Here is a 19369-nt window from a genome sequence, read left to right on the forward strand (position 1 = left end):
CGAAGTCGTGACGTGCGGCCGCTGGACGTGATCCGGGCCGTCGCGTCCCTAGGCTGGGACGCATGAGCCAGGCGAGCGTGGACCCGGCGTCCGTGGCCCGCCGGGCGGCCGTCGGTCTCGCCCTCGGAGTCGTGGTCCTGGCCGCCTCGTTCGTCGTGCCGCCCCTGCTCGGGTGGGACGTCGACGCCCGCAGCGACATGCTGGGCGTGCCGCCCACCCACGGCTACCTCGACGTCAAGGTCGCCCCGGCGACGGTCGTCGCCGTGCTGCTCGCGGTGGCCGGCGTGTGGCGGGCCGAGGCGCTGGCGCGCACCCTCGCGTGGCGTCGCCTGCTCGTGGTGTCGTACGTCGTCGCCCTGGTGTGGATGCTCGCGCTCGCCCTGGTCGACGGGTGGTCCGGGCTCACCCGCGTCATGACCAACGACCACGAGTACCTCATCACCGCCCGCGAGGTCACCGACGTCCCGGCGACGCTGCGCGCGTACGTCGACCGGATCCCGAGCAGCCACCCGGACAACTTGCCCACCCACCTGGCCGGGCACCCCCCGGGCGCTCTGCTGTTCTTCGTCGCCCTGGTGCGGGTCGGCCTCGGGGGCGACCTCGCGGCGGCACTGGCGGTGGTCGCGGTCGCGGCGAGCATCCCGGCCGCGACGCTGGTGACGCTGCGTCGGCTGGGGCTGGACGACGGCGCCCGGACGGCGGCGCCGTTCCTGGTGCTCGGCCCGGCCGCGGTCTACCTCGCCGTCTCCGCGGACGCGGTCTTCACGGCCACGGCCGCCTGGGGGCTGGCGGCCCTCGCGGCGTCGGCGACGTCGCGGTCGCGGGCCGGACTGGTCGGCTGGGGCGTGCTCGCCGGCCTGCTGCTGGGCTGGTGCGTGATGAGCTCCTACGGGCTCCCGCTGCTGGGGCTGCCGTGCCTGGCCGTGCTGTGGCTCGCGCGCCGGTGGTCGCCGCTGCCGGTGGCGGCGGCCGCGGCGCTCGCGGTCGTGCTCGGCTTCGCCGCGCTCGGCTTCGCGTGGTGGGACGCCTACCCGGTCCTCGTCGACCGCTACTGGGACGGCATCGCGGCCACGCGGCCGGCGGCGTACTGGACGTGGGGCAACCTCGGGGCCCTGCTCGTCTCGGGCGGCCCGCTGCTGGCCGCGGGCGTCGCGGTCGCCGCCCGCCGTCACGCCGGTGAGGCTCGGGTGCTGTCGGTGCTCGCGCTCGCCGCGGTCGCCGCCGTGCTGGTCGCCGACCTGAGCCGGATGTCCAAGGCCGAGGTGGAGCGGATCTGGCTGCCCTTCGTGCCGTGGCTGACGCTGTCGCTGGCGCTGCTGCCGCCCGGGTGGCGACGCTGGGGCCTGGCCCTGCAGGTCGGCACCGCGCTGCTGGTGCAGCACCTGCTCTACACCAGCTGGTGAGCCCGGTCAGGGCGCGAGGGCCCGCACCCAGTCCGCGAGCGTCCGCTGGAGGCGGGCCGCGGCCTCGATGACGGGGTCCGCCGGCTCGTCGCCGCCGAGGACCCGCAGCTCCCACGCGCCGTACCACGCGACGTAGAGCCCGACGACGAGGAGCAGGATCCCCCCGGCACGGGGTACCCAGCGTCCGGTGCGGCGCAGGCGGGTGACCACGCCGCGCCGGGCGAGGGCGACGGCCACGGCGGCGAGCCCGACCAGCAGCCCCATGCCGACGCCGTACGTGACGAAGAGGAGGAGGCCCCGCCCGGTCGAGCCCGCGCGCAGGCTGGCGACCACCAGTGCGAGGAACGGTGCCACGGAGCAGGTCAGCGAGGCGAGGGCGTAGGACACGCCGAAGCCCAGCATGGCCGGCGCGGACCGGGTGAGGGCGGCGCCACCTCCCGCCCGACGACGGAGGCGGGGGAGCTCCCGGCCCGCGGCGAGCCACACCCCGGCGCCCGCCACCGCGACACCGAGCACGACGGTGAACCACGGCAGGTACTGCTGTGCCTGCGAGGCGACGGGCGAGACGAGCAGCCCGAACGCCCCGAACACCGCGACGAACCCGAGGGTCATCCAGGCGGTCAGCGCGACCGCCCGGCCGACCGCGCGTGCGGCGCTCGGCGAGTCGTCTCCGAGCACCAGCACCGAGAGGTAGGCGGGCAGCAGCGCGAACCCGCACGGGTTGACCGCGGCCAGCATGCCGGCGGCGAGGGCGAGCGTCAGGGCCTCGGCCACGGGGTCACCCGACGAGGGCGCCGACGCGGGCGCCGAGCTCCTCGGTGCCGCCGTAGCCGGCCTCGAGGACCACGGCACCGTCGGCGTCGAGCAGCACGAACGAGGACTGCTCGGTCACCCCGAACCGGGTCCACAGCTCGCCGTCCACGTCCTCGAGGTGGGTGACGGCGCCGGCGCCCGCGTCGGCGGCGAACTCGCTGATCGCCTCGGCGCTGTCGAGGGAGCCGATCCCCACCACGTTGACCTGGTCCCCGTGCTCGGCCGCGACGGCCTCCACCTGGGGGATCTGCCCCCGGCAGGTGGGGCACCAGGGGGCCCAGAACCAGAACAGGGTCGGGCGCCCGGCCAGCGACGCCCCGTCGAAGGCCTCACCCGAGACGGTCGTGGCGGTGAACTCCAGGAGCTCCGGCACCTGGGCGCCGGTCGAGGTCGCGTCCGGACCGGGGGGCGTCGCGGCGGTCGACGACGGGGCGGTCGACGACGCGGGCGCGGACGCCGCGTCGCCGGGCTGCTCGGCACCGTCGGCGCACCCGCCGAGGAGGAGCGCGGCGAGGGCGACCGCTAGGACCGGACGGGGTGCTGACGAGGACCTGGACACCCCTCGATGGTCCCACCGGGACCGCCGGCGACCGCCGGTCCGGCGAGGAGGTCACCGAACCGTAAGGGTTGCTCAGGCGCGCAGCGGCGCGGTCGCGAAGTCGGCGAGCCCGACGGACGGGTCCACCGCGGCGGTGAAGCCGAGCTCGCTCGCGGCCAGCGCGGGAGAGGCGACGACGTGCCGCACGTCGCCGGCGCGGAAGCCGCCGGTGACCTGCGGTGCGAGGCCGGACCCGGTGCCCTCGGCGACCCGGGTGGCCACGTCGAGGATCGTGGCCGGCCGCCCCGAGCACACGTTGTAGGCGGTATAGCGCCCCGCCGCGGCGCCGACGACCTGCTCGAGCGCCAGCACGTTGGCGCGCGCCACGTCGTCGACGTGGACGAAGTCGCGCACCTGGCCGCCGTCCTCGTAGACCTGCGGCGCCTCGCCGCGCTCCAGCGACGAGCGGAACATCGCGGCGACACCCGAGTAGGGGGTGTCGCGCGGCATCCCCGGCCCGTAGACGTTGTGGTAGCGCAGCGCCACGGCGGCGGCTCCCGCCTGACGCACCCACGACGAGGCGTAGTGCTCCTGCGCGAGCTTGCTCGCGGCGTAGCTGCTGCGCGGGTCGAGGCGCGCGTCCTCGGGCACGAGCTCCCACGCCAGGGTGCGCCCGCACGCCGGGCAGTGGTTCTCGAAGTCGCCGGCCTCGAGGGCGGCGACGGCACGCGGCGGCGGCTGCTGGTGGCCGTGGTCGGGGCACGCGTAGCGGCCCTCGCCGTAGACGACCATCGACGAGGCCAGCACCAGCCGGTCGACGTCGGCCTCGTGCATCGCGGCGAGCAGCGCGGCGGTGCCGAGGTCGTTGTGGGAGGCGTACGACGGCAGGTCGCCGACGCGCACCCCCGCGCCGACGAGCGCCGCCTGGTGGCACACCGCGTCGGCCCCGCGCAGCAGCGCCGACCACTCCGGCGACCCGGCGTCGCGGACGTCGAGGCGGTGCACCCCGGGCGGGGGCTCGCTGCCGGCCCCGTGGGCGTCGGACAGCATGAGGTCGACGCCGACGACCTCGTGGCCGGCGTCGGCGAGCTGCCGGGCGATCGTCGCCCCGATGAAGCCGGCGGCGCCGGTGAGCAGGACCCTCACCGGCCGGTGCCCGGCACGTCGTAGGTCAGCTCGACGTCGTCCCACCAGGTGCCGCACGCGCAGCCGTCCGGGTCGGGCAGCGCGCCCACGGTGGCGGCCAGCAGGTCGGTGAGCCGGTCGAGGTTGGCGCGGAAGAGCGCGAAGACCTCCTCCTGGCCCACGCCCGCACCGGACCCCGCGCCGGCGTCCATGTCGGTGACGAGCGCGAGCGCGGCGTAGCACTGGCCCATCTCGCGGGCGAGCGCGGCCTCGGGCGCGCCGGTCATGTTGACGAGGTCCCAGCCCTGGTCGGCGTAGTGGCGCGACTCGGCGCGGGTGGAGAAGCGCGGGCCCTCGACGACCACCATGGTGGCGCCGTGACGCACGTCGTCGGCGGCCGACGCGAGCGCGGCCGAGACGCCCGGGCAGTACGGGTCGGCGAACGGCAGGTGCACCGCGCCGGACTCCACGAACGACCCGACGCGACGGTGGGTGCGGTCGACGAGCTGGTCGGGGACCACGAGGTCACCCGGCGCCACCGTCTCCCGCAGCCCGCCGACGGCGCACGGCGCGAGCACCTGCCGCACGCCGAGCGAGCGCAGGGCCCACGCGTTGGCGCGGTAGGGGATGCCGTGCGGCGGGTGGTCGTGGTGCCGGCCGTGGCGGGGGAGGAAGGCGACCGGGCGACCCGCCACCTCGCCGATCGCGATCGGCGCCGACGGGTCGCCGTAGGGCGTCGACACCTCGTGCTCGGTCGCGTCTGGCAGGAAGGAGTAGAAGCCGGAGCCGCCGATCACGGCGACGTCGGCGCGGGGTGTGCTCACCCGGCCACCCTAGTGAGCGCCCGGGTGGCAGGGGGTCAGTCCTCGCTGGCCGCCGAGCCCTCCCTGTCCTTGATCAGGTCCATCACCGTCGAGTCGGCGAGGGTGGTGACGTCACCGACCTCGCGGTGCTCGGCGACGTCCTTGAGCAGGCGGCGCATGATCTTGCCGGAGCGGGTCTTGGGCAGCTCGGGCACCACCATGATCTGGCGCGGCTTGGCGATCGCGCCGATCTCCTTCGCGACGTGCCGGCGCAGCTCCTCCACGATGTCCTCGCCGCCGTCGCCGGCGGAGTCGCGCAGGATGACGAACGCGCACACGGCCTGGCCGGTGGTCTCGTCGGCCGCACCCACCACGGCCGCCTCGGCGACCTTGGGGTGCGACACCAGCGCCGACTCGATCTCGGTGGTGGACAGGCGGTGGCCCGAGACGTTCATGACGTCGTCGACGCGACCGAGCAGCCAGATGTCGCCGTCGTCGTCGAGCTTGGCGCCGTCACCGGCGAAGTAGAGGCCCTCCCAGCGCGACCAGTACGTGTCCTTGAACCGCTGGTCGTCGCCCCACAGCGTGCGCAGCATCGCCGGCCACGGCTCCTTCAGCACGAGGTAGCCGCCGTTGCCGTTGCCGACCGGGTGGGCCTCGTCGTCGACCACGTCGGCGGAGATCCCGGGCAGCGCCCGCATCGCCGACCCGGGCTTGCCGGCGGTCACGCCGGGCAGCGGGCTGATCATGATCTGGCCGGTCTCGGTCTGCCACCAGGTGTCGACGATCGGGCAGCGCTCGCCGCCGATGACCTCGCGGTACCAGACGTACGCCTCGGGGTTGATCGACTCACCCACCGAGCCGAGCAGCCGCAGCGAGGACAGGTCGTAGCCGTCCGGGATCTCGCGGCCCTGCTTCATGAAGGTCCGGATCGCGGTGGGGGCGGTGTAGAAGATCGTGACGCCGAGGTCCTGGATGATCTGCCACCAGCGGCCCTTCTCGGGCGTGCCCTCGTACATCACCTGGGTCGCGCCGTTCGCGAGCGGGCCGTAGACCATGTAGGAGTGGCCGGTCACCCAGCCCACGTCGGCGGTGCACCAGTAGACGTCGGTCTCGGGCTTGAGGTCGAAGACCTCCCAGTGCGTGAACGACGTGCCGGTGAGGTAGCCGCCGGTGGTGTGCAGGATGCCCTTGGGCTTGCCGGTCGTGCCGGAGGTGTACATGACGTAGAGCGGGTGCTCGGAGTCGTGCATCTCGGGCTCGTGGTCGGCGGAGGCCGCGTCGACGGCGTCGTGCCACCACACGTCGCGGCCCTCGTGCCAGTCGACGTCCTGGCCGGTGCGGCGCACGACGAGGACGTTGCGCACCAGGTCGCCGGTCTTCTCGACGGCCTCGTCGACCGCGGGCTTGAGCGCCGACGGCGCACCGCGGCGGAAGCCGCCGTCGGAGGTGATGACGACGTGCGCCTCGCAGTCGGTGATGCGCGAGGCGAGCGCGTCGGCGGAGAAGCCGCCGAACACGACGGTGTGCGGGGCGCCGAGGCGGGCGCAGGCGAGCATCGCGACGACGACCTCGGGGATCATCGGCATGTAGATCGCGACCCGGTCGCCCTTCTGCACGCCGAGGTCGGTGAGCGCGTTGGCGGCCTTCGACACCTCGTCCTTCAGTTGCGCGTAGGTGATGTCGCGGGTGTCGTCCTCGGGCTCGCCGACCCAGTGCAGCGCCACCTTGTCGCCGTTGCCGGCCGCGACGTGGCGGTCCACGCAGTTGACCGAGGCGTTGATGGTGCCGCCGACGAACCACTTCGCGAACGGCGGGTTCGACCAGTCGAGGACCTGGTCCCACTTCTGGCTCCACTCGAGCCGGTCGGCGGCCTCGGCCCAGAAGGCCTCGCGGTCGGCGTCGGCGCGGGCGTAGGCCTCCTCCGTCACGTTGGCGCCGGCGGCCAGGTCGGCCGGGGGCTCGAAGCGGCGGTCCTCGCGGGACAGGTTCGACAGGGTCTGCTCGGACAAGGCTCTCTCCTCAGGCGCACGTGATCGTCGTCACGGTCGAACGTACTGCCCCGAGGTTGGTCCGCGGCAGGTCGCCCCGCTCGTCGAGCGACGGGCGGTCGTGCGGCTGCGCCGGATGGCCCGGGCGACCGGCCCAGAGGTCCGTCAGAGGTCGGAGGAGAGCACCGTCCGGCCGCCCGCGCCGGTCACCACGACCTGCGTGACGTCGCCCCGCAGCGCCGCCGACTGCAGGAAGCAGGTCATCGGCGAGGAGCCCACGCCGATGAACTCCCCGGCCGGGACCAGCCGTCCGTCGTCGGTGCGGAACGCGGCCTGGAACGTCTCGCCCTCGGCGAAGCCGACGGCGACGATCCGCAGCTCGACGCCCCAGGTGTGCGCCACGAGGTCGGCGCTCTCCACCGAGACCTCCTGGTCGGCGCCGACCTCCATCGAGATCGCCTCCAGCGGCGGCTGCGGCGGCTCGGGCGCCGTGGCGCGGCCGACCGCGCCGCCGACGCCGAGCGCCACGACCACGGCCGCCGCAGCACCGAGCAGCCGCAGCCGCGAGCGGCGCCGCCGCGCGACGGCGGCGGCCCGGCGCCGGCCGAGCTCGTCGGCGTCGTGGTCGACCACGTGCCTGCGCCACCGCCCGGCGTACGCCCTCGCCCAGCCCGGGCGGCACCGGCGCGGGGTCGGTGAACGACGAGACGTCGACGCCGCGCAGCGCGCGGGCGACGGAGACCAGCCCGTCGAGCTCGGCGCGGCACTCGGCGCACCCGTCGAGGTGCGCCCGGACCCGGTCGGCCTCGGCGTCGGGCAGGTGGCCCGACGCGTAGGACCCCAGCAGCTCCCGCAGCTCGCGGTGGCCGTCGTCGAACGTGCTCACAGGCTCACTCCCATCTCGTCCATCGCGGCCCGCAGGGCCCGCATCGCGTAGAACACCCGGCTCCGGAGCGTGCCGACCGGGATCGACAGCTCGGCGGCCACCTCGTCGTAGGGACGCCCCAGCAGGTGGGTCTGCACCAGCGCCTCGCGGTGGTGCGGGGCCAGGCGGCGCAGGCCCTCCTCGACGAGCCACCCGTCGAGCACCGCGTCCGCGTGGTCGCCCACCGAGCCGGCCGCCGCCTCGACCGTCGGCGGGTCGGCCAGGCTGCCCTGCCAGGGCCTGGCCCGGCGGGCGCGGGCGTGGTCGATCATCGTGTTGCGCGCGATCCCGAACAGCCAGACCCGCAGCGAGCCGACCTCGGGGTCGAACCGGTCGGCGTGGCGCCACGCCTTCACGAACGTCTCCTGCGTGACGTCCTGGGCCGACATCGGGTCGCCGAGCCCGCGCAGCACGAAGCGGTAGACCTCCGCCCCGTGCTGACGGTAGGCAGCCATCACGCCGTCCTCGTCGCCGAGCGAGGGGACGCTGCCGTCGGGGTCGCTCACGCCACGCAGTCTTCCGGTCACGCCCGTGGGTACGGCGCGCGACACGGCGCCGTTCAGCGACCGGGGCCTTCCCACCGCTCCGGGTGGGTCCGTGAACACGGTCCCGTCGACCGCCGTACCCACCTGTGTCGACCGCCGCACAGGCGGACGGCACGCAGGCGGCGCAGACCGTCGCCGGACGACGACCAGGAGGGCGGACAGCGATGTCAGCACGAAGGACAGCCGGAGCACGCGCGACGACGGGGGTGGCCGCGTCGGCGCTCGCGCTCGCAGCGTTCGCGGTGGCACCAGCACACGCGGCCGACGGCGCCAGCACCCCCGGGGCGGCCGCCACGGCCACCGGCACGGTGGAGACGAAGGCCGCCAAGGGACGTACGTGGCGGGTGCGCACCGAGAAGCAGCTGCGCACCGCGGTGCGCAAGGCCAACAAGAGTGACGGCAAGGACCGCATCGTCCTGCTGCGGAGCATCCGGTTCGACACCCGTGGCTCCGCGAGCGGCGGAGCGGGACGCGGTGACCTCGACGTGCGGGGCAGCCTGGTCGTGCTCGGCCGCGGCAAGACGATCAACGCCCGGAAGGTCGACCGCGTCTTCGACGTCCGCTCCGACAGCCGGCTGGTGCTCAAGCGCGTCACGCTGCGCAACGGTGCGCCGGCCGAGACCGAGAGCGGCGGACTGGTCCGCAGCCGGGGCACGGTGGTCGTGCGCAAGTCGCACCTGCTCGACTCGACGGTCGCGGGGGCGGGTGCCTCCGGCGGCGCGGTGATGAACGACGGTGGCACGGTGCGCCTCGTCGACACCCGGGTGCGCGGCAACGCCGCGGAGCGCGCGGGCGGCGGCATCGAGGCCAACGGGGGCAGCACGACGCTCGTCCGCAGCCGGCTCACCGGCAACGCGACGGGCCCCGGCCCGGGCAACGGCGGCGGGCTGCACCTCACCGGGACCGGCGCCGTGCTCGTGCGCGACGGCCTCGTCGCGGGCAACACCGCAGGCGCCGAGGGCGGCGGTCTCTGGAACTCCGCGACCGGCACCTTCACCGTCGAGCGCACCACGGTCCGGCGCAACAGCGCGGCCGGCGCTGCGGCGGACCAGGGCGGCGGCGGTCTCTTCAACGACGGCGGCGCGCTGACGGTGCGCGGCAGCGAGATCAGCGACAACACCGCGACGGGCGCGGCCGGCTCGGGCGGCGGCCTGCTCAACAACCTCGGCACCCTCGTGCTGGTCACCAGCGAGGTGCGCGGCAACTCCGCGCCCCGCGCGGGCGGCGGCGTGGAGGCCAACGTGGGGACCACGACCGTCATCGGCTCGACCCTGCTCGCCAACAGCACCGGCGCCGCACCCGGCAACGGTGGCGGCCTGCACCTCACCGGCGCCGGCACGGTCACCGTCGACACCACCCAGGTGGTCGGCAACACCGCCGTCGAGGGCGGCGGCCTCTGGAACGCCGCCACCGGCACGATGACGGTGACCGGCTCGACGATCACCGGCAACTCCGCGTCGGGCGCGGCGGCCGACCAGGGCGGCGGCGGCATCTACTCCGACGGCACCACGACGGTCAACGGCTCGACGATCTCGCGCAACACCGCGACCGGCGCGGCCGGCTCGGGCGGCGGCGTGCTCAACAACCAGGGCAGGCTGACCGTCGGCGGCACCACGCTGGAGGGCAACACCGCCAGGCGCGCGGGCGGTGGCATCGAGGCCAACCTCGGCACGACGAGCGTGGCCCGCTCGGTGCTCAGCGGCAACGACGCCGGCACCGCCCCGGGCAACGGCGGCGGCCTGCACCTCACGGGCGCCGGCACGGTCGAGGTGTCGCAGAGCAAGGTCTACGACAACCGCGCCGTCGAGGGTGGCGGCCTGTGGAACTCCGCGACCGGCACCATGTCGGTGACCGACACCCACCTGCGCGGCAACGTCGCCAGCGGGGCGGCGGCCGACCAGGGTGGCGGCGCGATCTACGACGACGGCGGTGACCTCACCGTCATGGGCGCCACGATCGAGGCCAACCGCGCGACCGGCGCGGCCGGCTCCGGCGGCGGCATCCTGTCGCTCGGCGGCGGGCTGACGATGGGCTGGAGCGCCCTCGACGGCAACTCCGCCCCGCGTGCGGGCGGTGCGGTCGAGGTCAACGGCGGCCAGGCCGCGCTGACCAACGTCGACGCCGACGCCAACACCACGGGCGCGGCCCCCGGCAACGGCGGTGCGCTGCACATCACCGGTGCCGGCACGGTCACCTGGACCAACGGCACGATCACCGCCAACAGCGCCGCCAACGAGGGCGGCGGCCTGTGGAACTCCGCCACCGGCAGCCTGACGGCGACCGGGATCGACTTCGGCGCCAACACCGCGCCGGAGGGTCCGGACGCCTACAACGACGGCGGGACGATGCTCGTCAACGGCGCACCGGTCCTGCCCGGCAGCGGCATCTGAGCAACTCGCTCCACCACGCGACGACGCCCCGGAGGCCTGGCCTCCGGGGCGTCGCCGTGTCCCGTGTCCGGTGCGGGGACCGGTCAGTGCTGGACGGCCTGCTCCGCGCCCGCGCCGGTGAGGGCACGGACCTCCAGCTCGGTGTAGCGCTCCTCCGCGGACGGCTCCTTCGACGTGATGGTGCCGAGGTAGCCGAGCAGGAAGCCGAGCGGGATGGACACGATGCCGGGGTTCTCCAGCGGGAACCAGGAGATGTCGATGCTGGTCGGCAGCAGCGACAGGTTCTTCCCGCTGACCGGGTCGAGGCCCTTGCCGGAGACGACCGGGCTGAAGATCACCAGGCCGACCGACGAGATCAGGCCGCCGTAGATGCTCCAGAGCGCGCCGCGGGTGTTGAAGCGCCGCCAGAACATGTTGTAGATGATCGCCGGCAGGTTGGCCGACGCCGCGACCGCGAAGGCCAGGGCGACGAGGAAGGCGATGTTGAGCTTCTGCGCCGGGATGGCCAGGACGATGGCGATCAGGCCGATCACGCCGGCGGCGATGCGCGAGACCCGGATCTCCTCGGCCTCGGACGCCTTGCCGTCCTTGAAGACCGAGTTGTAGAGGTCGTGCGCCACCGAGACCGACGAGGTGAGGGTCAGTCCGGCCACCACCGCGAGGATCGTGGCGAAGGCGACCGCCGCGATCAGTGCCAGCAGCACGGCGCCTCCGGTCGAGCCCGGCCCACCTCCGACGGCCTCCGCCAGCAGCGGCGAGGCCAGGTTGCCGCCCGACGCGGCCACCTCGGCGTACGCGTCCTTGTCGAGCAGCGCGGCGGCGCCGAAGCCGAGGACGAGCGTGAAGAGGTAGAACGCGCCGATCAGGCCGATCGCCCACAGCACCGACTTGCGGGCGTCGCGGGAGGTCGGGGTGGTGTAGAAGCGGATCAGGATGTGCGGCAGGCCGGCGGTGCCGAGCACGAGCGCGATGCCGAGGGACAGGAAGTCGATCTTCTTGTGCAGCTCGGGGCCGTACTTCAGGCCCGGCTCGAGGAACGCGCCGCCCTTGCCGCTGTTGGAGGCGGCGGTGCCGAGCAGCTCGGACAGGTTGAAGCCGAACTTGGCGAGCACCAGCACCACGATCAGCGCGGAGCCGGCCATCAGCAGCACGGCCTTGACGATCTGCACCCAGGTCGTGCCCTTCATGCCGCCGACGGTGACGTAGAAGATCATCAGCGCGCCGACGAAGAAGATCGTCAGGTTCTTCAGGCCCTCGCTCTGCACGTCGAGCAGCAGCGCGACCAGCGCGCCGGCGCCGACCATCTGGGCGAGCAGGTAGAAGATCGAGACGACCACGGTGGAGGTGGCGGCGGCGGTGCGGACCGGCTTCTGCCGCATCCGGTAAGCCAGCTGGTCGGCCATCGTGTAGCGCCCGGAGTTGCGGAGCACCTCGGCGACCAGCAGCAGCGCGACCAGCCAGGCGACGAGGAAGCCGATGGAGTAGAGGAAGCCGTCGTAGCCCGAGAGCGCGATGGCGCCGGAGATGCCGAGGAACGACGCCGCCGACATGTAGTCGCCGCCGATCGCCAGGCCGTTCTGGAAGCCGGAGAAGCCGCGGCCGCCGGCGTAGTGGTCGGCCGCGCCGGAGGAGTTGCGGCTGGCCCAGATGGTGATCCCGACGGTCAGTGCGACGACCGCGAGGAACAGCCCGCTGGTGAGGAACTGGTGGCCTTCCATGTCAGCGCTCCCTGGTGGAGTAGTACTCGTCCGACAGCTGCTTGGCCAGCGGGTCGAGGTGGGTGTTGGAGTAACGGCTGTAGAGGAACGCGATGAGGAACGTCGTCACGAACTGCAGCAGGCCGAAGACCAGTGCGACGTTGATGTTGCCGACGACCTTCGCGGCCATGAAGCCGCCGGCGAACATCGACAGCAGCACGTAGAGCCCGTACCAGGCGAGGAACGCCGCGGTGGCGGGGATGATGAACCGGCGGTAGCGCGAGCGCAGCTCCGCGAACTCGGGGCGGGCCGACAGCTCGTCGTAGACGGGATCGTGGCGCGCGGCCTGGTCGTGCGTTTCCTGTGTCACGTCAGGGTCCTTCCGGGCGGGGTCACCGGCATGTGACCGCCGTCACCGTGACACCGGTCACGTCGGGCCCGGGAGGGGTGCGCGGCGTCCGGTCGCCCGATGGGCCGCCCGGCGCGGTGAGCGGTGGACCGGGCGCGACGAGCGGTCGTCCGGCGGGACCCTCCGGGAGGTGGTGCGGACCGCCGGGGGAGGTGCGAGGCTGCGCCGGTGGACGACCCGACCTCCCGCCGCACCGCTGCCCGGACCCTGGCCGTCGCCTGGGTGCTGCTGACCCTCGGCGTGCTGGCGGTCGGCTGGCTGCTCACCCACCCGCTCGAGTCCACGGTCGACCCGTGGGACGACTCCGTCGAGCGCTGGATCGCCGAGCGCCGCACGCCGGGCCTCGACCTCGCGGCCGCGATCGGCAGCCACGTGGCCGACACCGTCGTCGGGGTCGGCGTGGCGGTCGTGGTCGCGCTCGTGGCGTGGCGGGTGCAGCGCACGCGGACCCCGCTGGTGTTCTACGCCCTCCTCGTCGGCGGCACGCTGGCGCTCTACCTCGTCGTCACCCACCTGATCACCCGCGACCGCCCGCCGGTGGAGATCCTCGACCCCGGCCTGGTGCCCGACCACAGCTTCCCGTCGGGGCACGTCGCGACCTCGGTCGTCGTCTACTGCGCGACCGCGCTCTACCTCTCCCGGACGGTCCCGGGGGCGGCGCGCTGGGCGTGGCCGCTCTGGCTGGTGCCCCTGGTCGTGGTCCCGTCACGGCTCTACCAAGGCGCCCACCACCCCACCGACGTGCTGACCAGCCTGGTCTTCGCGCCGATCTGGGTGGCGGTGGTCGCGGCGGTGGTGCTGCCCCGCGCCGAGGCGCGTCAGCCCCGGACCGCCCGCGGTCCCGCGGGCACCGGCGCCACCTCGTCGACGGGGTCGTAGCAGGCCAGCACCAGGGCGAGGTCGTCCTCCAGGGCGTGGCCCGCGGCCCGGGTGAGCGCCAGCAGCAGGCCGTCGAGCGTGGCGTCGAGGCTGGCGCTGCCCACGTCGGCGAGCAGCGGCACGGGGTCGACGAAGCGGCCGTCGGGCGAGCGCGCCTCGATCAGCCCGTCGGTGAACAGCAGCATCCGGTCGCCCGGCGCCAGGACGCCGTGGGCGACCGTCGGGTCCACGCCCAGGCCGAGCGGCGGCGAGTGGTCGAGGTCGAGCGGCACGACGAGCCCGGAGGTGGGCAGCAGGAGGGGCGCCGGGTGGCCGCACGAGACGACGTCGAACGTGCCGTCGTCGCGGATGTCGACGAGCACGCCGGTCACGAAGTCCTCGGCGTCGGTGAGGTACGGCAGGATCCGCCGGTCGATCTCGCGGGCCACGTGGGCGACGTCCTCGGCGCCGGCCGCGGCGGCCCGGAACTCGCCGAGCACGACCGTCGCCGTGCGGACGGCCGACAGCCCCTTGCCCCGCACGTCGCCGACGAGCAGCCGCACGGACGTCGGGCCGGTCACCACCTCGTAGAGGTCGCCGCCCACCTGGGCCGCGGTCGTGGCGGAGCGGTAGCGCGCGGCGAGGCTGACCGGGCCGGCCCGCGGGGGTGGCGGCGCCAGGATCGCCCGCTGCGCCGCCTCCGCGACGAGGGTGACGTCGGCGAGCCGCTCGGACTGCTGCTCGAACGTCAAGGCGGTCTCCAGGGCGACGGCCACGCGGTCCGCGACCGCCTCGAGGAACGCGACGTCCTCCTCGTCGTAGTGGCGCCCGGACCCGGCCTGGACGAGCGTGAGCGTCCCGATGACGCCGTCGCGTCCGCGCAGCGGCACGACCATCGCGCTGGTCGGGGCGACCGCCCGGAGCGCGGCCAGGTGCTCGGGCCCGATCGCCGCGGCCTCGAGCAGGTCCGCCGGGACGTAGGGGTGCAGCTCGCTGCGACCCGACGCGACGACGCGTGCCGCGGGGAAGACGTGGAGCAGTGCCTCCCCGTCCGCGCCGGTCGCGCCGCTCGTGACCGACGCCGGCCCCGGGACGCCGTCGCGCAGCGGCCGGATCGAGCACCAGTCGGCGAAGCGCGGCACGAGGATCCGCCCGCACTCGGCGAGGGTGGCGCCGGTGTCGAGGGTGCGGGACAGGCTCATCGAGAGCTCCGACAGCAGGAGCGTGCGCTGGGCGGCCGCGTCGGCCCGCTGCAGCTCGGCGGCGCGCTCCACCGCGCTGGTCAGCGCGCCGGCCAGGGAGTGCAGGAAGCCGTCCTCGTGCGGGGTGAGGAGGTCCGGCGGGAAGGTGATGACCAGGAGTCCGTGGGTCCGGTCGTCGCGGCGCAGCGGCAGCAGGTGGAGGCTGCGCTCGGTCTGGTAGTAGCCGGCCAGGCCGGGGAAGGCGGCGACGATCTCCGCCACCGAGCGGTAGTGGATGTCCCGGCCCTCCCGGACCGCGACCGCGCCCGGCAGGTCGCTGGACAGCGGGACCTCCCGGTACTGGTCCGCGGCGGTGCCACCGCGGCCGTACCAGCTGAGGGTCCGCAGCACCCCGTCGTCGTCGAGGGACATCACCATCGCCGAGCTCGCGCCCATCGTCCCGATCGCCTGTCCCAGGAACCCGTCCGCCACCTCCTTGACCGTCCGGGCGCCGGTGAGCTCGACCGCCAGCGAGTCGAGCACGCGCTGGGCCAGCGCCGTCGTCCGCACCAGGCGCTGCTGGCCGCGCTCGTTGGCGCGGGCGCTCACCAGCGCGAGGGCGCAGATCATGACGCAGGTGGTGAAGCGGAGCGCCCAGTCGCGGTCGCCGAGGTTGCCGTGCCACACGCCCGACGCCACCGACAGCGCGAGACCGAGCGCCGCCACGCCGGTGGTGCGCCGGGTGTCGGCGTAGACCGCGGTGAGCACGGCGGCACCGCCGTAGGCGCCGTTGACCTGGCGCCCGAGCAGGAGGTCGACGCCCATCACCACGAGGAGCAGCAGGACGCCACTCAGCCACATCGGGCTCTCGCGAAGCGCGCGGGCTCGGTCGGTCACGGCCCACCTGCCATCGGGTCCGCCGGCGCCACGGCCGTGCACGGCTGCCGGCGCCGGAGGGCGCAGCCGTCGTCTCGATGGTAGACGTGCCCCCGAGCGCGCGTACGCGGATCGCCGAGGGGTGGTGTCGCTGGGCCCGCGACCGGGGGTGCGACAGAGTGGGGGCATGACCACCTCCACCGTCGTCGTGACCGGGGCCAACGGACTCGTGGGCAGCCACGTGGTGCGAGCGCTGAGCGAGCGGGGCGCCGCCGTGCGCGCCGTCGTGCGCCGCGCCGGGACCGCACCCGACCTGCCCGGGGTCGAGGAGCACGTCGGTGACTTCGCCGACCCGGCGTACGCCGCCGGTGTCGTGGCCGGTGCCGACGTGCTGGTGACGACGGTCCACCCGCTCGGCTCGGGCCGCGACGACCAGCGGCGCGTCGGCCTCGACGGCACGATGACGATCGCCGCGGCCGCCACCGACGCCGGCGTGCCGCTGGTCGTGCACGTCTCGACCGCCGGGGTCTACGACCGGAGCCCCGACGTGGGCGACGTCGACGAGGACGGCGCGCTGGTGCCGGACGACGCGGACGACTACGGCGTGGTGAAGCGTGACACCGACGCGGCCCTCGCGCGCCTCGGCGGCACCACCCGCGTGCTCGTGCGTCCGCCGGCGATCCTCGGTGCGGGCGAGTCCTCGGTGTGGAACACGGTCACCCCGGCGGCGATGGCGCAGGACGAGTCCCGCCGGCGCGCGGTGCCCGGCGCGACCTTCGCCTGGGTGCACGTCGACGACCTCGCGACGCTGGTCGCGGACGTCGCGACCGGGGCGATCGCCACGGTGGCCTCCGACGCCGCGCACGGTCCGGTCGTCGGGGCCTGCACGCCGGTCAACGTGGCGGGGGAGCCCGCCACCCGGCGTGACTACGTCGGTGCCGTGTGCGCCGCCCTCGGGCTCGAGCCGACCTGGGAGGACGGCCCGGCCTGGACCGGCCGGATCCTGGCCGACCGGGCCCGCGGCTGGGGCTGGTCGCCGCGGGTCGCCCTCGCGGACGCCCTGGACGAGCTGCGGGCCGGGCTGCGCTGACCCTTGACCTCACGTGCACCCGAGGCCGCAGGATCGGTCCATGACCGTTGTGACCGAGCTCAGGATCGCCCTCACCGTCGATGACTTCGACGCCGCCGTCGCCCTCTACCGCGATGCCCTCGGGCTCGCGCAGCTCGAGGACTGGAGCAGCGACCGGGGTCGCGTGCTGCTGCTCGACGCGGGCCGCGCGACCCTCGAGCTGTTCGACGCCGCGCAGGCGGCGATGGTCGACGACGTCGAGGTCGGGCGGCGCGTGTCGGGCCCGGTGCGGTTCGCGCTGCGGGTCGCCGACGCCGACGCCACGGCGGCGGCGCTGGTCCGGGCCGGCGCGTCCGAGGTGGCGCCGGCCGCCGTCACGCCGTGGGGCGACCGGAACGCCCGCGTGGCCGCTCCGGACGGGATGCAGCTGACGCTCTTCAGCGCGGCGGAGGTGTCCTGACCGACCCTCGGGTGGGGTGCGGCCGGCGGAGGGTGTCGGGCAGCAGCCCGGCGCCGGGGCCGCGCTCCCCGACGACGTCGCCGGGGTTGGAGAAGGCGCACGAGCGCAGGCTCAGGCAGCCGCAGCCGATGCAGCCGTCCAGGCCGCTCTTGAGCCGCTGGAGCGCCGCGATCTGCTCGTCGAGGCGTCGCCCCCAGTGCCGCGAGATGCGGTGCCAGTCGGCCTTGGTCGGGGTCCGGTTGCCGGGGAGCCGGCCCAGCTCGTCGCGGATCTCCTCGATGCTCAGCCCGACGTTGGACGCTGCCCGGACGAAGGCGAGCCGGCGCAGCACGCTGCGCTCGAACTGGCGCTGCCCGCCCGGGGAGCGGTGTGCCTCGATGAGCCCCTCGGCCTCGTAGTAGCGGATCGCCGACGCGGCGAATCCGCTGCGCCGCGAGATCTCGCCCATCGGCAGCAGGTCGCGTGGATCCATCGTCGTCCTCCCTTGAACTCAAGTTCACTTCAACTTGAACGATAGCGCCATGGACACCACAACGACAGCACGGGTGGCTCTGGTCACCGGGGGATCGGCCGGTCTGGGACTGGCCCTGAGCAGGGCGCTCGCCACCGAGGGGTGGCGGGTCGTCACCGACGGCCGCAGCGGGGACAGGTTCGCCGGCGCGGACCTCCCGGACGGGGTCGACGTCGTGGTCGGCGACCTCACCGACGCCGACCACCGTGCCGCCCTGGTGGCGGCGGTCGAGGGGTACGGACGGCTCGACCTGCTGGTGCACAACGCCAGCACGCTCGGCCCGCTGCCGATGCGCCCGCTGGCCGAGGTCGACCTCGCCGACCTCCAGCAGGTGTGGCGGACCAACGTCGGCGGGCCGCTCGTCCTGACGTCGGCCCTGCTGCCCCTCCTGCGGGCGTCGGACGGGGCGCTGGTCTCGATCAGCTCGGACGCCGCGGTGCACCACTACGGGACCTGGGGCCTCTACGGCGCCAGCAAGGCGGCGCTCGACCACGTCACCCTCACCTTCGCCGCCGAGACCGGCCTGACGGCGTACGCGGTCGATCCCGGGGACATGCGCACCGCGATGCACCAGGACGCCTTCCCGGGCGAGGACATCTCCGACCGGCCGCTGCCCGAGTCGGTGGTGCCTCGGCTCCTCGCGCTGCTCGCCGACCGCCCGGCCTCCGGCCGCTACCGGGCGGAGGAGGTCCGATGACCCTGCTCGCCGAGACCCCGCACACCCGCTTCGCCGCGTCGACCTTCGCGCCCCGGCCCGCCGAGGAGCGCGGGCTCGAGCGGGACGGGGTGCGGCTGCTGGTCGGCACGCCCGACGGACTGTCGCACGTCCGCTTCCGCGACCTCCCCGACCACCTGCACCCGGGCGACGTCCTCGTCGTCAACACCTCGGCGACGGTCCACGCGGAGGTCGACGCCACCCTCGACGGCACGCCGGTCGTGCTCCACGTCGCCCACCGCCTCGACGACGGCGACCGCGTGGTCGAGCTGCGCACGGCGCCCGACGCCTCCCGGTCCCTGCTCGACGCCCGCGCGGGCGACGTCGTCGCGGTGGGTGACGTCCGCCTGGTGCTGCGCGAGCCGTGGCCGGGCCGGGCGTCGTCGCCGACCGGCTCGGGCAACCGCCTCTGGCGGGCGGGCGTGCGCGGCGACCTCGACCACCGGCTCACGGGGCACGGGCGTCCGATCGCCTACGGCTACCTCGACCGCCGCTACCCGCTCGAGGCGTACCAGACCGTCTTCGGCCGGCACCCCGGCAGCGCCGAGATGGCCTCGGCGGGCCGGCCGTTCACCCACGAGCTGGTGACCCGCCTGGTGACCGCCGGCGTCGCCTTCGCGCCCGTCCTGCTGCACACGGGCGTCTCGTCGCAGGAGGCCGGCGAGGCGCCGGGCCCGGAGTGGTTCGAGGTGTCGCCCGGCAGCGCCCGCACCATCAACGCCGCTCGCGACGCGGGCGGCCGGGTCGTCGCCGTCGGCACCACGGCGACGCGGGCCCTCGAGTCGGCGGTGCTCGGCCGCCACGTCGTCGCCAGTCGCGGCTGGACGTCGCGCGTGGTCAGCCCCGCCCAGCCGCCCCGGGTGGTCGACGGCCTGGTGACCGGCTGGCACGACCCGATGGCCTCCCACCTCCTCCTCGTCGAGTCGGTCGCGGGGGAGCGCCTCACGCAGGCGGCGTACGACTCGGCGGTCGCGGAGGGCTACCTGTGGCACGAGTTCGGGGACGCGGCGTTGCTGCTGCGCCGCTGAATCCCTCAGGTCGCACCGCAGGGGGCCGATGG

At 74.8% G+C, this 19369-nt stretch carries 18 protein-coding genes and 1 pseudogene; 7 read left to right on the top strand and 12 right to left on the bottom strand.

Annotated elements, in window-relative coordinates; translation table 11 throughout:
• Window positions 1-62: 62 nt before the first annotated feature.
• On the top strand, window positions 63-1403 hold the full coding sequence (locus tag LN652_RS14950; RefSeq protein ID WP_230441403.1) for a hypothetical protein: 1341 nt from the start codon (window positions 63-65) through the stop codon (window positions 1401-1403).
• 6 nt (window positions 1404-1409) lie between these two features.
• Here the strand turns inward: LN652_RS14950 and LN652_RS14955 are convergent, their stop codons facing one another.
• The 8 genes and pseudogenes from LN652_RS14955 to LN652_RS14985 form a co-directional block, all read right to left on the bottom strand.
• On the bottom strand, window positions 1410-2177 hold the full coding sequence (locus LN652_RS14955; RefSeq protein ID WP_230441404.1) for a cytochrome c biogenesis CcdA family protein: 768 nt from the start codon (window positions 2175-2177) through the stop codon (window positions 1410-1412).
• 4 nt (window positions 2178-2181) lie between these two features.
• Window positions 2182-2775, bottom strand: coding sequence for a redoxin family protein (locus LN652_RS14960; RefSeq protein ID WP_230441405.1), 594 nt, complete (start codon window positions 2773-2775; stop codon window positions 2182-2184).
• 72 nt (window positions 2776-2847) lie between these two features.
• Window positions 2848-3900, bottom strand: a complete 1053-nt coding sequence (locus tag LN652_RS14965; RefSeq protein WP_230441406.1) for an NAD-dependent epimerase/dehydratase family protein — start codon at window positions 3898-3900, stop codon at window positions 2848-2850.
• Window positions 3897-4703: an S-methyl-5'-thioadenosine phosphorylase gene (locus LN652_RS14970; RefSeq protein ID WP_230441407.1), complete on the bottom strand. Its 807-nt coding sequence runs from the start codon at window positions 4701-4703 to the stop codon at window positions 3897-3899. Before LN652_RS14970 ends, LN652_RS14965 begins: the two co-directional genes overlap by 4 nt.
• Window positions 4704-4738: 35 nt before the next feature.
• Window positions 4739-6694 carry an acetate--CoA ligase gene (acs, locus tag LN652_RS14975; protein ID WP_230441408.1) on the bottom strand — a complete coding sequence of 652 codons (1956 nt, stop codon included), beginning with the start codon at window positions 6692-6694 and terminating at the stop codon, window positions 4739-4741.
• Window positions 6695-6838: 144 nt separating this feature from the next.
• Entirely contained in the window at window positions 6839-7306 is a 468-nt protein-coding gene (locus tag LN652_RS14980) for a hypothetical protein (RefSeq protein ID WP_230441409.1), read from the bottom strand.
• Window positions 7307-7481: 175 nt separating this feature from the next.
• Window positions 7482-7559: pseudogene (locus LN652_RS22165) on the bottom strand (hypothetical protein); the annotation flags it as partial.
• Complete coding sequence (locus LN652_RS14985; RefSeq protein WP_230441410.1) at window positions 7556-8104, bottom strand: sigma-70 family RNA polymerase sigma factor; 549 nt, start codon at window positions 8102-8104, stop codon at window positions 7556-7558. The gene LN652_RS14985 and the pseudogene LN652_RS22165, both read right to left, overlap by 4 nt.
• 281 nt (window positions 8105-8385) lie before the next feature.
• On the opposite strand from LN652_RS14985, the gene LN652_RS14990 reads away from it, so the two are divergent.
• The gene (locus LN652_RS14990) at window positions 8386-10533 is read left to right on the top strand and encodes a hypothetical protein (protein ID WP_230441411.1); all 2148 of its coding nucleotides are present in this window, start codon (window positions 8386-8388) and stop codon (window positions 10531-10533) included.
• Between the two features lie 83 nt (window positions 10534-10616).
• Here the strand turns inward: LN652_RS14990 and LN652_RS14995 are convergent, their stop codons facing one another.
• Together LN652_RS14995 and LN652_RS15000 are read right to left on the bottom strand one after the other, a co-directional pair.
• Entirely contained in the window at window positions 10617-12251 is a 1635-nt protein-coding gene (locus tag LN652_RS14995) for a solute symporter family protein (RefSeq protein WP_230441412.1), read from the bottom strand.
• A 1-nt stretch (window position 12252) separates the two neighbouring features.
• Window positions 12253-12600 carry a DUF485 domain-containing protein gene (locus LN652_RS15000; protein ID WP_230441413.1) on the bottom strand — a complete coding sequence of 116 codons (348 nt, stop codon included), beginning with the start codon at window positions 12598-12600 and terminating at the stop codon, window positions 12253-12255.
• Window positions 12601-12807: 207 nt separating this feature from the next.
• Between LN652_RS15000 and LN652_RS15005 the strand changes: the two genes are divergently transcribed.
• Window positions 12808-13518 carry a phosphatase PAP2 family protein gene (locus LN652_RS15005; RefSeq protein ID WP_230441414.1) on the top strand — a complete coding sequence of 237 codons (711 nt, stop codon included), beginning with the start codon at window positions 12808-12810 and terminating at the stop codon, window positions 13516-13518.
• Here the strand turns inward: LN652_RS15005 and LN652_RS15010 are convergent.
• Window positions 13458-15575 carry a GAF domain-containing SpoIIE family protein phosphatase gene (locus tag LN652_RS15010; RefSeq protein ID WP_230441415.1) on the bottom strand — a complete coding sequence of 706 codons (2118 nt, stop codon included), beginning with the start codon at window positions 15573-15575 and terminating at the stop codon, window positions 13458-13460. The two genes, LN652_RS15005 and LN652_RS15010, sit on opposite strands and share 61 nt — an antisense overlap.
• A 166-nt stretch (window positions 15576-15741) precedes the next feature.
• Here LN652_RS15010 and LN652_RS15015 point away from each other — a divergent pair, with 166 nt between their 5' ends.
• Window positions 15742-16644 (top strand): NAD-dependent epimerase/dehydratase family protein, encoded by a 903-nt coding sequence (locus tag LN652_RS15015; protein ID WP_230441416.1) that lies wholly within the window; start codon window positions 15742-15744, stop codon window positions 16642-16644.
• A 40-nt stretch (window positions 16645-16684) separates the two neighbouring features.
• Entirely contained in the window at window positions 16685-17083 is a 399-nt protein-coding gene (locus LN652_RS15020; protein WP_230441417.1) for a VOC family protein, read from the top strand.
• Here the strand turns inward: LN652_RS15020 and soxR are convergent.
• Window positions 17061-17555 (bottom strand): redox-sensitive transcriptional activator SoxR, encoded by a 495-nt coding sequence (soxR, locus tag LN652_RS15025; protein ID WP_230441418.1) that lies wholly within the window; start codon window positions 17553-17555, stop codon window positions 17061-17063. The two genes, LN652_RS15020 and soxR, sit on opposite strands and share 23 nt — an antisense overlap.
• A 49-nt stretch (window positions 17556-17604) precedes the next feature.
• On the opposite strand from soxR, the gene LN652_RS15030 reads away from it, so the two are divergent.
• Together LN652_RS15030 and LN652_RS15035 are read left to right on the top strand one after the other, a co-directional pair.
• Window positions 17605-18291, top strand: coding sequence for an SDR family NAD(P)-dependent oxidoreductase (locus tag LN652_RS15030; RefSeq protein ID WP_230441419.1), 687 nt, complete (start codon window positions 17605-17607; stop codon window positions 18289-18291).
• Window positions 18288-19337, top strand: coding sequence for an S-adenosylmethionine:tRNA ribosyltransferase-isomerase (locus LN652_RS15035; RefSeq protein WP_230441420.1), 1050 nt, complete (start codon window positions 18288-18290; stop codon window positions 19335-19337). Before LN652_RS15030 ends, LN652_RS15035 begins: the two co-directional genes overlap by 4 nt.
• Window positions 19338-19369: the final 32 nt, after the last annotated feature.

The sequence above is a fragment of the Nocardioides okcheonensis genome (assembly GCF_020991065.1).
Lineage (GTDB): Bacteria > Actinomycetota > Actinomycetes > Propionibacteriales > Nocardioidaceae > Nocardioides > Nocardioides okcheonensis.